This window comes from Chryseobacterium sp. MIQD13 (assembly GCF_050496705.1).
Lineage (GTDB): Bacteria > Bacteroidota > Bacteroidia > Flavobacteriales > Weeksellaceae > Chryseobacterium.
In genome coordinates this window covers 728559-741558 of the sequence record NZ_JBNWAF010000001.1, presented here as the reverse complement: position 1 = coordinate 741558, position 13000 = coordinate 728559, and the positions used below count along the sequence as shown (strand labels likewise).

The 13000-nt window shown below is 35.6% G+C and carries 13 protein-coding genes; 9 read left to right on the top strand and 4 right to left on the bottom strand.

Annotated features, from left to right (window positions below):
• Positions 1-19: 19 nt before the first annotated feature.
• From ACQWU4_RS03520 to gcvP, 8 genes are all read left to right on the top strand, one after another.
• The gene (locus ACQWU4_RS03520) at positions 20-463 is read left to right on the top strand and encodes an SRPBCC family protein (protein ID WP_429934377.1); all 444 of its coding nucleotides are present in this window, start codon (positions 20-22) and stop codon (positions 461-463) included.
• 119 nt (positions 464-582) lie between these two features.
• Positions 583-1041 (top strand): DoxX family protein, encoded by a 459-nt coding sequence (locus tag ACQWU4_RS03515; RefSeq protein ID WP_429934376.1) that lies wholly within the window; start codon positions 583-585, stop codon positions 1039-1041.
• A gap of 150 nt (positions 1042-1191) precedes the next feature.
• Positions 1192-3198 (top strand): S9 family peptidase, encoded by a 2007-nt coding sequence (locus ACQWU4_RS03510; RefSeq protein ID WP_429934375.1) that lies wholly within the window; start codon positions 1192-1194, stop codon positions 3196-3198.
• A gap of 167 nt (positions 3199-3365) precedes the next feature.
• Positions 3366-3944 carry an RNA polymerase sigma factor gene (locus tag ACQWU4_RS03505; RefSeq protein WP_429934374.1) on the top strand — a complete coding sequence of 193 codons (579 nt, stop codon included), beginning with the start codon at positions 3366-3368 and terminating at the stop codon, positions 3942-3944.
• A 13-nt stretch (positions 3945-3957) separates the two neighbouring features.
• Entirely contained in the window at positions 3958-4290 is a 333-nt protein-coding gene (locus ACQWU4_RS03500) for a hypothetical protein (RefSeq protein ID WP_429934373.1), read from the top strand.
• Positions 4291-4381: 91 nt separating this feature from the next.
• Positions 4382-4651: a hypothetical protein gene (locus ACQWU4_RS03495; protein WP_429934372.1), complete on the top strand. Its 270-nt coding sequence runs from the start codon at positions 4382-4384 to the stop codon at positions 4649-4651.
• A gap of 388 nt (positions 4652-5039) precedes the next feature.
• A complete protein-coding gene (locus ACQWU4_RS03490; protein ID WP_429934371.1) occupies positions 5040-5687 on the top strand; it encodes a J domain-containing protein in 648 nt (215 codons plus the stop codon).
• Positions 5688-6339: 652 nt separating this feature from the next.
• The gene (gene gcvP, locus ACQWU4_RS03485; protein WP_429934370.1) at positions 6340-9198 is read left to right on the top strand and encodes an aminomethyl-transferring glycine dehydrogenase; all 2859 of its coding nucleotides are present in this window, start codon (positions 6340-6342) and stop codon (positions 9196-9198) included.
• A 70-nt stretch (positions 9199-9268) separates the two neighbouring features.
• Here the strand turns inward: gcvP and ACQWU4_RS03480 are convergent, their stop codons facing one another.
• From ACQWU4_RS03480 to ACQWU4_RS03465, 4 genes are all read right to left on the bottom strand, one after another.
• On the bottom strand, positions 9269-9436 hold the full coding sequence (locus ACQWU4_RS03480; RefSeq protein ID WP_429934369.1) for a hypothetical protein: 168 nt from the start codon (positions 9434-9436) through the stop codon (positions 9269-9271).
• Positions 9437-9583: 147 nt separating this feature from the next.
• The gene (locus ACQWU4_RS03475) at positions 9584-10093 is read right to left on the bottom strand and encodes a hypothetical protein (protein WP_429934368.1); all 510 of its coding nucleotides are present in this window, start codon (positions 10091-10093) and stop codon (positions 9584-9586) included.
• Positions 10094-10103: 10 nt separating this feature from the next.
• Entirely contained in the window at positions 10104-10838 is a 735-nt protein-coding gene (locus tag ACQWU4_RS03470) for a YggS family pyridoxal phosphate-dependent enzyme (protein WP_429934367.1), read from the bottom strand.
• Positions 10838-11554 carry an AAA family ATPase gene (locus tag ACQWU4_RS03465; protein WP_429934366.1) on the bottom strand — a complete coding sequence of 239 codons (717 nt, stop codon included), beginning with the start codon at positions 11552-11554 and terminating at the stop codon, positions 10838-10840. The genes ACQWU4_RS03470 and ACQWU4_RS03465 overlap by 1 nt, the downstream gene beginning before the upstream one ends.
• A 1105-nt stretch (positions 11555-12659) precedes the next feature.
• On the opposite strand from ACQWU4_RS03465, the gene ACQWU4_RS03460 reads away from it, so the two are divergent.
• Positions 12660-12995, top strand: coding sequence for a DMT family transporter (locus tag ACQWU4_RS03460; protein ID WP_429934365.1), 336 nt, complete (start codon positions 12660-12662; stop codon positions 12993-12995).
• Positions 12996-13000 lie beyond the last annotated feature (5 nt).

The following is a 13000-nucleotide window of genomic DNA, read 5'->3' as shown; positions in this document are numbered from 1 at the left end:
AACCACAAAAATTTAAAATATGGAAACTTTATCGTACGAAATTGAAATCAATGCCTCACAACAGAAAATATGGGATATTCTCTGGAATTCTGATACCTATAGTGAATGGACGAAATTTTTCAGCCCGGGATCTGAAATGAGATCCGACTGGAAAGTAGGCGGTAAAACCTATTTTGTGAATGCAGAAGGTGCAGGAATGGTATCAACCATTGACAGCATCGACGAACCCAACCAGATTATATTTAAACATTTGGGAATGGTAGATAAAGAAGGTAATGAAGACACGCAAAGTAAAGAAGTAATGGAATGGAGCGGTTCCTTCGAAAAATATATCCTTATTGATCTGGATGGAAAAACAAAACTTCACGCCGAAGTACAGGTGGACAAAGAATGGAAAGATGATATAGATAAAGGGTTTACACAGGGGCTGGAAGTCGTGAAAAATCTTGCTGAAAATAAATAATGACAACACTACTTAATACAAAAACCTTACAGATTTCAAAAGCCTGTAAGGTTTTTGTATTAAAATAGGGTATGATATCGGAAATTTACATTATCTTTTCTTACGATAAAAACAACGATATGAAATTATTAACCATTCTTTTCGGTGCATTTATTTTAGCCCTGCTGGGAACCTGGACTTTCCAGGGAAAGCCGGACTTTTTATTCTCAGGAAATCTGGGAATGGCTGTATTCATTATATTCACAGGAGTTTCTCACTTTAAACTTCAGAAAGGAATGGCCATGATGATTCCTGACTTTCTTCCCGGCAAAATGTTCTGGGTATATTTTACAGGAGTTCTTGAAATTGCTGCAGGAATAGGGCTGATGATCCCTTCAATAAGAGAGATTACAGCTATTCTGCTTATTATCTTTTATATTCTGGTTTTTATTGCCAATATCAATTCTTCAAAGAAAAATATCAATATTTTTAAAGCAGATTACACCGGACCGGGCATGAAATATCTTTATACCCAAAGAATTCCCATGCAGCTGATTCTTATTGCATGGACCTGGTATTTTGGGATTTATTTAAATTAATAAGGATACTTTTATTGTTTAATTTGGTTTTTCATAAACTTTCATAATTTATGTAACATTTTGAATGAAAGGTTGTCATATTATGTATAAGGTTTTAATTATTTTAAAATCTGATCCAGATCATTCACTTAACCTTACAAAATATGAATTATGAATTTTAATACTAAAATTTTTGGTGCGGCTCAAATCGTACTCTCAGCAATTATGATTAATGCACAGACTTCAACGGCCAAACTGCCGGGCGATCCTACGCTTCCCTCCACTAAAGCAAATCTTGAAAAACTGATTTCTTATGATAAAGGAAACTTTAAATATAAAGTGGAAGACTATTTTGCAAGACCCAATGCTTCACAGTTTAAAATATCCCCGGACGGGCAGTACCTTTCCTACAAAGAAAAAGACAAGGATAAAAAGAATCATGTCTATGTTAAAGAGCTGAAAACAGGTAAAATCACCAAAGCTATTGTTGAAAAGGATGATCTTATCAAAAGTTACGGCTGGCTCGATAAAAAACGCCTTTTCTTTACTCAGGATAAAGGAGGCAATGAAAATATTCATCTTTATGCTGCTGACATAGACGGGAAAAACCTGAAAGACCTGACTCCTTTCGATGGAATTACCCTGGGCTCTGTAAGGTTGATAAAAGATACGGAATTTGTTGTGGTAACTATGAACAAAAACAACAAACAGATTTTTGAACCTTATAAAATCAATTTTAATACAGGAGAGATGACTCAGCTGTATGAAAATAAAGATGTCAACAGCCCTATTGATGATTATATTTTTGATAAAGAAGGTAATCTTAGGGGATATACCATCCTTGAGAATGGATTAACAACCAAAACTTACTACAAAGATCTTCAGACAGGAAAATTTAACCTGATTAAATCCACAGACTGGAAAGATACTTTCAGCATTATAGAACTCAACGAGAATTCCAAAAATAAGGATGAGGCCTATGTTGTAACTAATCTTGACGGGGACAAGTCCAGAATTGTACTTTATGATCTGAAGAAAAATGCAGTGATCAAAGAAGTGTATTCCAATCCTGTCTTTGATGTAAACTCTATAAGCACTGCCGGTAAAAGCAGAAATTACGAGCTTGATTATATCAGCTATGACGGGATTAAAAATGAAACAGTTCCGGTAAGCAAATTTTATAAAGAAGTTGATGATCAGCTGAAAGCTGAATTTAAAGACAAACAGTTTTCTATTGTTTCTTCAGATGATAATAATGATAAACTTTTGGTATATGTAGGAAGCGATAAATTCTATGGAGCCTACTACGAATATGATACAAAAAGTAAAAAAATAAGTCTTCTTTACAACCTGATGCCTCAGCTGAAGGAAGAAGATATGGCAGAAATGAGGCCTATTGAATTCAAAAGCAGGGACGGATTAACGATAAGAGGATATATCACTCTTCCCAAAGCAGCTCTTGAAGGTAAAAAAGTACCTTTAATTGTTAACCCTCACGGTGGTCCGCAAGGAATTCGGGATCAATGGGGATTCAATCCGGAAACACAGCTTTTTGCCAGCAGAGGATATGCAACGCTTCAGGTGAATTTCAGAATCTCAGGTGGCTATGGGAAAGAGTTCCAGAAAGCAGGGTATAAGCAGATCGGAAGAAAAGCTATGGATGATGTGGAAGATGGTGTAAAATATGCTATTGAGCAGGGATGGATAGATAAAGATAAGATTGCAATTTATGGAGGAAGCCACGGAGGCTATGCAACTCTGATGGGGCTTATCAAAACTCCGGACTTATATGCCTGCGGAGTAGATTATGTAGGAGTATCCAATATCTTTACCTTTTTCGATTCCTTCCCGGAATACTGGAAACCCTACAAAGAAATGGTAAAGCAGATCTGGTACGACCTTGATAACCCTGAAGAAGCAAAAATAGCCAAAGAAGTTTCCCCGGTTTTCCAGATTGATAAAATCAAGAAACCTTTATTTGTAGTACAGGGAGCTAATGACCCAAGAGTCAATATCAATGAATCCGACCAGATTGTAAAGGCAATGCGTGCAAAAGGCTTTGAAGTTCCTTATCTTGTTAAATATGATGAGGGCCACGGATTCGGAAAAGAGCCAAACAGACTTGAGTTGTACAAATATATGCTGGGCTTCTTCGCAGAGAACTTTAACAAAAAATAAAAGATAATTTTTATAATTTATAGAAACGGAAGGTATAATGCCTTCCTTTTTTATTAGGATCTCGTACTTAGAAGCCCGAAACCTGCATTAAACAACAAAAATCCACCAATCAATAATTTTTTTTAAATTTATTAAAGTAAAACCAAAAGACAGATCGTCATAGCAATATGGAGGTTGTCGAAGAAATAACAATGCCACAGGAGGAGAAAGCAAGTATCATCTCACAAACCGTTTCAAAGTACGGAGGAAAGCTGATGTCCTATATTCGTCCGAAAGTGAAAAACACCGAGGATGCGGAAGATATTCTGCAGGAGGTGTGGTTTCAGTTCAGCAGTCTGACCAATCTTTCAGAGATTGTAAATGTCGGGGGCTGGCTGTACAGGGTGACTGCAAATAAAATTACAGACCGTTACCGAAAAAAGAAAACTGAAAATCTTGAAGATTTCGTCTATGAAGATGAAGACGGGAGTTTTTCCATCAAAGATATTCTTTTGCTGGACGAGAGCGTTGGCCCTGAAGTGAAAATGTTCCAGGATGAAATATGGAAAAAACTTTTCGAGGCGCTGGATGAGCTTCCTGAAAAACAGAGATTGGTTTATGTAGAAAACGAACTGAATGATAAGACTCTGCAACAGATCGCTGACGAGCAGGGAGAAAATATAAAAACCATAATCAGCAGAAAAAATTATGCTGTAAAGCATTTAAGAAACAGACTGAGAAGATTATACGAAGATTTAAATAGTTAGTAAAGAAGAAATTATGAATCATAAACACAAAAAAGGCTGGATTTTTTTATTATTATGTCCGCCGCTGATCCTGGCAGTCGTTACATTTATTGTAATGTGGCTCTGGAACTGCCTCCTTCCTGAGATCCTTGGGGTAAAATCCATTACATTCTGGCAGGCGATGGGGATTCTGATCTTAAGCAAGATCCTTTTTGGAGGTTTTCATTTCGGAAAAGGGATGAGAGACTTTAAAGAAAGAAAAATGAGAGAAAAAATGGCCGGGCTTTCCCCTGAAGAACGTGAAAAATTCAAAGAAGTATGGAGAGACAGATGTTCAGGAGGATTCTTTAAGAAAAACAACGGATAATTTAAAAATTTTAAAGAAGTAGTAAAGTAAAATTAAAATTCATCCGTCTATATAAAAAACAAGAAGTAGTAAAATTTAAAATTTTGAAAAAATGAAAAATTCAGCATTAAAAGGAGCTCTTGGAGCACTAGTTGTTGTGGGAGTAGCATTGGCTGCCAAAAAAATAGCACAAAGAAAAAGATTTATGAAAGGTATTTTTAATGAATACGGAATCAAAGAAAAATCACCTTTTGGTCTTGCAGACAAGATCAGAGAAATGGACGAAGAGCAGTATCAGGAACTGAAAGGGAAATTCAAAAAAGAATTCGCTTCAAGATGCTGCAAAAGAAATCATACTGCAGAAACAACAACTGAAGCATAAGCAGTAAATAACTAAATTGAAATTGTTAATTCCGGCGCGGGAAGCATAGCTTCCCGCGCCGGAATCTTTTCATATCGTCATTGCGAGCGAAGCGAAGCAATCTCAAAATACTGGTGGCTTCGAGAGCTTCAGCCATCAAAAAAATATAACATATTTAGAATCTTTGCTAAGTGAAACGCCTTTGCGAACTTAAAAACACCAAGTATTCAAAAAAATCTTTGCGGTCTTTGCGTTAAAAGAGATTGCTTCGCTCGCAATGACAGTATGAAATTTTATTATGGGAATAAAACGAGACCTTTAGAAAAATTTTTTACATCTTTATTTTCATCAAATAGCCCTCTATATTTTCAATTATAAAAAAAATAAATCCTTATTTTTGTACAGTTCAATGAAAGATTACTACTATTTTCTCGGGATTTCTCCGGATGCTTCAGAAGAAGACATCAAAAAAGCTTATAGAAAATTATCTTTAAAATACCATCCGGATAAAAATGATAATGATGATTTCTTTGCCGGGCGGTTCCGTGAAATCCAGGAAGCTTATGAAATATTAAGTGATTCAGGGAAAAGACATACTTATGATCAGAATCTGGAGAATCATCAGAAAAGTTTCAGATATAATGTTCCGCCTTCCATTAAAACTTTTACGGCAAATAAAATTCATGCGAAAAAAGGGGAGGAGATTATTATTAACTGGCAGACGAATAATGCCGATGTAGTGAAAGTATTGCCTTTCGGTTTAGAAAAGCCTTTCGGAGAAAGGATCTTTAAGATCACAGAATTTAAAGACGGGAAATTTCAGATTTTGCTTCATGCAACAAATTCATTGCTTCATAAAACGGCGGTACAGGGAATTACCATTACTGAAGTCTTTGAGAACGATGGTGCTCAATTTAAAAACAGTGTTGAGGAAATGTTTAAGCCTCAGCCAAGAACGCGGATCAATAAATCCGGTCAGCCAAAGATTATGATGCTGATCTGGGGAATTATTATTCTGGCTGCAGCTATTTATTTTTTATCCAAAAATTTCGGCTAGCTTAAGCCATTTTTTTTCTTCCCGGACATTTTTTGCATCTTTTTCCTTTCTTGAATTTCTTGCAGCATGATTTTTTTTCACAGAACATGTCTTCATTGTTGAATGCATATACTGGAGTTAATGGTGGTACTTTAAACGGAGTAATCATATTCATGGTACAAATATATTAATTTAGAATAAATATAATTAATAAAATTTCATAAATGTTATCATACCTGTATATCAGTATGTTTAAAGGGAATTTTATACCCTGTTCACAGTTGAAAAATCAGGTTTTATAACAAACAGTCGTCCCCGAAATAGTAGTTTGTTCTAAACAGAAAGTTATAAACTTAGACTGAATAAACTTAAGACAGAAGTTTTTTTGAATTTGTGAAAATATATTTGTTGAAGAATTTTCAAATCAATTGATCTTAATTTTATAAAATTTATTGGTAAACTATAAACTGTACTGCCGATTTTGTAAAGCAATATATTTAGAGATGAAAAATCAGACTGTTAAATTTTAAATAATAAATAGACTGTATATTATTTTTTTCTAAACTGATATAAGTTTTTTGCTATCGCTTCGGCAATTCCGGGCTCTTGTATAGTCGTTTAAAAAATTGTAATTTTACGAATCTTTTTTACGAACAAAATCTAATAAATAAAAATGAATACAGAACAGTTTGTGAGCCGTCACATTTCCCTTAATGAAGCCGATAAACAGGCAATGTTGGAAAAATTGGGCGTTTCAAGTATTGAAGAACTAATTTCTCAGACCATTCCTTCTTCTATCCGTTTAGAGAAAGATCTTGAGATCTCCGCACCGCTGTCAGAATACGAAATGCTGAACCATTCCAAAGAGTTGGCATCGAAGAATACTGATTATACAAGCTATATCGGTTTTGGATACCACAATACACTTTTGCCATCAGCTATTCAGAGAAATATCTTTGAAAATCCCAGCTGGTATACGGCATATACTCCTTATCAGGCAGAAATTGCACAGGGAAGGCTGGAAGCTCTTCTTAATTTCCAGACTGTAGTGTGCGACCTTACAGGCTTTGAGCTGGCTAATGCTTCACTTCTTGATGAATCTACTGCTGCTGCTGAAGCTATGCACATGTTCTTTAACAACAGAACTAAGGATCAGAAAAAAGCTAACGCAAACAAATTTTTCGTTTCCGATCTTGTTTTACCACAAACAGTTTCCGTTTTAAAAACTAAAGCAGAAGGTTTAGACATCGAGATCGTAGAAGGTGATCACAAAACTCACCAGTTTGACGAAACGTATTACGGGGTTTTATTACAGTATCCTGGTAAAAACGGTGTTGTTTTAGACTATACAGAAGATATTGTAAACTATAAAAAATTAGATTTACAGGTGGTTGTAGCTTGTGATCCGATGGCTTTGGTTAAATTAAAATCACCGGCTTCTATGGGTGCTGACTGTGCTGTAGGTACTTCACAGAGATTTGGTATTCCATTGGGTTACGGAGGTCCTCACGCAGCATTTTTCTCTTGCAGGGAAGATTACAAAAGAGACATTCCGGGAAGAATCATCGGGGTTTCTCAGGATATGTACGGAAAACGTGCATTAAGAATGGCTTTACAAACCAGAGAGCAGCACATTAAAAGAGAAAGAGCAACTTCCAATATCTGTACAGCGCAGGTACTTCTTGCTGTAATGGCAGGAATGTATGCTGTTTACCACGGTCCGAAAGGATTAAACTATATCGCTGATCAGATACACTTTAAAGCCAATGCTTTGAAGAATGGTCTTAGTGCTTTGGGATATCAAACAGTTGAAGAACCGATCTTCGATACTGTGAAAATCACGATGACTGAAGACGAAAAAGGAAGATTAATGAGAATGATGCTTGATCACAGACTTAATCTGAATTATTTCACAGAAGGAATTGTAAGTATCGCGATCAACGAAAGTACAACATTAGAGAAACTAAACTATCTGATGGCTTCTTTCGCTCAGTTCAAAGACAAGCAGACATTCAAATTAGAAATAAAAGAAGGATACAGCATTCCTGAAGAATTGTTGAGAAAAGACGAGATTCTTACAGAGCAGGTATTCAACAAATATCATACGGAAACAGAACTGATGCGTTACATCAAGCGTCTTGAAAGAAAAGACCTTTCTTTAACGCACTCCATGATCTCTCTTGGATCTTGTACCATGAAGCTGAATGCAGCTACTCAGATGCTTCCGTTATCATGGGCAGACTGGGGAAGTGTACACCCGTTCGTACCGGTAGATCAGGCAGGAGGTTATCAGGAAATGATCAAAGAACTTGAGAAGGATCTTGCTGAGATCACAGGTTTTGCAGGAACTTCCCTACAGCCGAATTCAGGAGCACAGGGAGAGTACGCAGGATTAATGGTGATCAGAGAATATCACATTTCAAGAGGTGAAGGCCACAGAAACGTAGTATTGATCCCACAGTCTGCACACGGAACAAACCCGGCTTCTGCAGCAATGGCAGGAATGAAGATTGTTGTGGTTAAAAATCTTGAAAACGGAGAAATCGATTTTGAAGATTTAAAAGCTAAAACTGAGCAGCATTCAGAGAACTTATCTTGTGTGATGATTACTTATCCGTCAACTTACGGATTCTTCGATGCAAACATTAAAGAAATTACAAGCCTGATCCATGAACATGGCGGACAGGTATATATGGATGGTGCAAACATGAATGCTCAGGTAGGATTCACAAGCCCTGGAAACATTGGAGCAGACGTTTGTCACCTGAACTTACACAAAACCTTTGCTATTCCTCACGGAGGAGGAGGCCCTGGAGTTGGCCCGATCTGTGTGGCTAAGCACCTGGTTCCTTTCCTTCCTTCCAATGCGAATATCAGAATCGGAGCTAAGGAAGCGATCGACGGTATTTCTGCAGCACCTTACGGTTCTGGTTTAATTCTTAATATTTCTTACTCTTATATTAAGATGTTAGGAACAGATGGATTGAAAAAAGCAACAGGACATGCGATCATGAATGCTAATTATCTTAAAGAAATTTTAGCAGAGCATTTCCCGATCTTATATTCAAACGAGAATGGAAGAGTTGCTCACGAGTGTATCGTAGATTTCCGTCAATTCAAATCTTTAGGAATTGAAGTGGCAGATGTAGCGAAGAGATTAATGGACTATGGATTCCATGCACCTACCGTTTCTTTCCCTGTAGCTGGAACATTAATGATTGAGCCTACAGAATCTGAAAGCAAATCTGAAATCGACCGTTTTGCAGAAGCATTAATCTCTATCAAAAAAGAAATTGATGAGATTGCTAACGGAGAAGCAGATCAGGCAAATAACGTACTTAAAAATGCTCCACACACAGAGCAATTGGTTATCTCTGATTCATGGGATAAACCATACAGCAGAGAAAAAGCAGCTTATCCGCTGGAGTGGGTAAGAGACCACAAATTCTTTGCTTCTGTTTCGAGAGTGGATGAAGCTTACGGAGACAGAAACTTAGTATGTACTTGTGAGCCGATTGAAGCTTATATGTAATTAGAATTTATAATCAATATAAAACACCCGTCTGGAATCCAGACGGGTGTTTTTTTTATTTTTTTCGATTTTACTGCCTTCTTCGATAGCTATATGCCACAAGAAGTCCTATTGCCATGGTAGCAAAAGTTACCATTGAAACTGTTTTGATTGATATTTCACTGTCTTTTGCCTGTGATGTATTATCATACTTATTACATGAAGACAGGAAAACTACTGTCATGAATAGACAGCCCAAGAGTAATTTTTTAATCATATAAATGTATTTGGTTGGTTCTAAGTGTTTTATGAGCAAAAAATATACCGAACAAACCATTTTTGCAGGAATTCTGTATGTAATAAATAGGAAATACTTAGAAAATAATAGGAGGGTTTTCCAGAATGTTTAATTCCATTTTGCAGTGAAGGCAACAATCGCAAAATAAATTAAAAGCATTAAAATGTTTGTCAGAAGATTGACAGCCAAAAATGGTCTTAGTAATTCCCAGCCTTTCAGCTTTGCTTTTAATGAAAACCAGTAGAAGGGAAACTCAATAATTAAGGTTGCTGTAAAACTGCACAGAAATCCAATGAAAAAGCCTCCCAGTTCATATTCTCCAACTCTTGATTTCATGCCCCAAAAATCATTATAACCATTTAATAAAGAAAAGTAAGGAGCAATGTAATAATATCCTGCAAACATGGAAATGTAATTGGCAGCAATGATCAGCCATTTTCTGTTTTGGATATTAAACTTGTCCAGCAGAAATTTACTTTCAAATGTTCCGATAACAAAATTGATCCAAATCAGATGTAAGAAGCTAAACCACAGCATTGGAGAACCAGCATTGGCTAAAAGAAAATTTGGAACTAATAAAAGTAATGGCAAAAGATAGTTTTGATTATTGGTTTTCATATTTTTTTCTTCAGCTTTTCCCTTCATCCCAATAATAAGAATCCGTATAAACTCTCGCACCAAACACAGCTGTTCCCACTCTCACAATAGTAGATCCTTCTTCAATCGCAGTTTCCAGATCCTCGCTCATTCCCATGGAAAGCTCATTCATTTTTACATTGGGAATATTCAGACGGATAATTTCCTGCTGCAGGTTTTTAAGGATTTTAAAACAAGATCTCACTTTCTCCGTTTCTGCACTGAAAAGGCCGATTGTCATCAAGCCTTTGATCTTTATTGTACTGAACTCGGATACTTTTTTCGTCAGCTCAACTGCCTGATCAGGATGTACACCGAATTTACTTTCCTCGTTTGAAGTATTCACCTGGATCAGAACATCAATTGTTTTTCCTTCTTGCAAAAGTCTCTGATGAAGCTTCTCTGCAAGATCCAGACGATCGATAGACTGTACACAAACTACATCATATTTTAAAATATCCTTGATTTTATTGGTCTGTAAATGCCCGATAAAATGATTTTCGTGAGGGGTATCTTTCAGATCTTCGTATTTTTCCTTCAGTTCCTGAACTTTATTCTCTGCGATCAAAGTCTGGCCATTTTCTAAAGCTGTTTTAATACGTTCCGCAGAAACTGTCTTTGTTGCCAGTAATAATCTGACTTCATCGGTATTTCTGCCTGCTTTTTCACAGGCTTTCCTTATTCTGGCATTGATAACTTCGAGATTGTGGGGAATATCTTCTTTCATTACTTTGCAATTTCCTGAGATTCCAGTTTTTTAATTAATGCTGATTTTATTGAGGTTAAAGCATAATCTTTTGCTTCTGCAAACGAAATACTGTACTTGCGGTCTACATTTCTCAATTCTTCAGGGAATTTAGAGAGAAGATCATCGTAAAAAGTATCTAGAAACTCAGCAGAAGGCATTTCGTAATTAATTTTCAACTGGAAGCGTCTCAGCAGGGCAGTATCTATAATTTCTGCATGATTGGTGGCACAGATTAAAAGAGCATTTTCAGGATAGTAATCGATCAGTTGGATCAGAGTATTTACCAGCCTTCTCATTTCACCCACATCTTTATCATCACTTCCCCTTGCTTTCCCGATCTGGTCCAGTTCATCAAGGAAAAGAACAGATCTTTCTCTTGCTGCTTTGTCAAATATCATTTTAATATTCTGGGACGTTTCGCCGATACGGGATGAGACGATATTACTCAGGTTTAAGATCAGTATATTTTTACCTAAAGCATTGGCAATGGCTTTAGCGGTCATGGTTTTTCCACATCCGGAATTCCCCTGCAGAAGGATTTTATTATTTACGGGAAGGCCATATTCCTGCAGCTCTTTGACGTAAGTATGTTCTTTTATGAGCTGCACCAATTGAGCCCTGTTATTATTATTCAGAAATACATCGTTGAGCGTTACTTCTTCTTTGTCCTGAATGATGAGATTATACAGATTCATGTTAAAATTAAAAATAATTCTTATCCATACAAAGATAAACCTTTATTGAATGATTACCGGATCCTGAATTGGAATTAACAGATAGTCCAGTATACAAAAGTATAAAACAAGAAAAGCCGCACTATTGTACGGCTTCACTATTGGGATATATAAAATTTGCTATGAAATTTAGTTGGAAAATTATGTTTTCGGGCCCTTTTACTCCAATATTGAGTAAAAGAGCGGAATCTGAATATTCAGATTAAAAAACATAAACAATATAATTAGTATAGGTGTTCTATAGGCTTTCCTTTAAACAGAACTTAGTTTCTTTCTTCTCTTTTTACTGTCATAAAGTAAGAAGCGAATACTACTACACATGTTGCGATACCGATGTAAGTTACCATTTTTTGTTTTATTTAATTATTTGACTTTATTTTATCAATTTTCTAATTGCAATATTACTCTTTTCAAATCACGTGCCAAAGCAAATAATTATGATGTATATCAGTGTGTTATGTAGTTTAATTGTTAATTTTAACAGACTTTTTGTTTACATAAAATTAATATGTTTTTATGAAATTATTAATATCTTTATTGTCTTATCTGTAAAAAATTAAAAAGTTGGCAACTGTTTCAATACTTCTATAGTGGACTTGATAAAACAAAAGATTAAAAATGCAATGCATAGTAATCGCTTTTAGCTTCACTTTTGAATGTCATATTTTTGATAGCTGAAGAAATATTATGTTAAGAAAACTTATTCTTCGGACCCGAATTTTGGGCTTTAATTTTTAAAAGCTGACAAATTTTATGACATCAATTTGAAAAGTTTGTCACATGCATTGGAAATACTGACTGGTTGAAACAATCATTGTCAGACATTTTAAGAAATGAGTTTTTTATTTTTAAAATAATTAGCAATAAATATTTTTTGAATTTTTTCACTTTTATGGGATAATATGAGAGCTGTTTTTTAGATCAATTTTTTTAACTAACAGCTAATTAGGGATTTGTACAAAATGAAAATTTAAAACTCTGAGAAAGCAGAGTGTAGTAAAGATTTTATCCTCAGTTTCCGTTAAAAAGAATCTGCTTTTCATTATTTTTGTAGAAAATACGTCTTATGGTACGCAGTTATATATTTCTAGCCTTAGCAATCATATTTGAAATCATAGCGACAACTTTTCTGAAAAAATCAGAGGAATTCTCAAAGCTTTGGCCATCTGTAGTTACCATTACAGGATACGCTGCTGCATTTTACTTTCTGAGCATTACACTGCGTCAGATCCCTGTAGGAATAACGTACGCCATATGGTCTGGTGTAGGAATTGTTTTTATAACAATGATAGGCATTATTGCATTTAAGCAGGTTCCTGATCTGCCGGCTATCATAGGAATTGCATTGATTGTTATTGGTGTAATCGTTATTAATGTATTCTCAAAAATGGGGACACACTAAATTTT

Excerpts from the sequence above, each read along its gene's own strand:
- ACQWU4_RS03520 (WP_429934377.1), top strand. The coding sequence starts at position 20 with ATGGAAACTTTATCGTACGAAATTGAAATCAATGCCTCACAACAGAAA.
- ACQWU4_RS03515 (WP_429934376.1), top strand. The coding sequence starts at position 583 with ATGAAATTATTAACCATTCTTTTCGGTGCATTTATTTTAGCCCTGCTG.
- ACQWU4_RS03510 (WP_429934375.1), top strand. The coding sequence starts at position 1,192 with ATGAATTTTAATACTAAAATTTTTGGTGCGGCTCAAATCGTACTCTCA.
- ACQWU4_RS03505 (WP_429934374.1), top strand. The coding sequence starts at position 3,366 with ATGGAGGTTGTCGAAGAAATAACAATGCCACAGGAGGAGAAAGCAAGT.
- ACQWU4_RS03500 (WP_429934373.1), top strand. The coding sequence starts at position 3,958 with ATGAATCATAAACACAAAAAAGGCTGGATTTTTTTATTATTATGTCCG.
- ACQWU4_RS03495 (WP_429934372.1), top strand. The coding sequence starts at position 4,382 with ATGAAAAATTCAGCATTAAAAGGAGCTCTTGGAGCACTAGTTGTTGTG.
- ACQWU4_RS03490 (WP_429934371.1), top strand. The coding sequence starts at position 5,040 with ATGAAAGATTACTACTATTTTCTCGGGATTTCTCCGGATGCTTCAGAA.
- gcvP (WP_429934370.1), top strand. The coding sequence starts at position 6,340 with ATGAATACAGAACAGTTTGTGAGCCGTCACATTTCCCTTAATGAAGCC.
- ACQWU4_RS03475 (WP_429934368.1), bottom strand. The coding sequence starts at position 10,093 with ATGAAAACCAATAATCAAAACTATCTTTTGCCATTACTTTTATTAGTT.
- ACQWU4_RS03470 (WP_429934367.1), bottom strand. The coding sequence starts at position 10,838 with ATGAAAGAAGATATTCCCCACAATCTCGAAGTTATCAATGCCAGAATA.
- ACQWU4_RS03465 (WP_429934366.1), bottom strand. The coding sequence starts at position 11,554 with ATGAATCTGTATAATCTCATCATTCAGGACAAAGAAGAAGTAACGCTC.
- ACQWU4_RS03460 (WP_429934365.1), top strand. The coding sequence starts at position 12,660 with ATGGTACGCAGTTATATATTTCTAGCCTTAGCAATCATATTTGAAATC.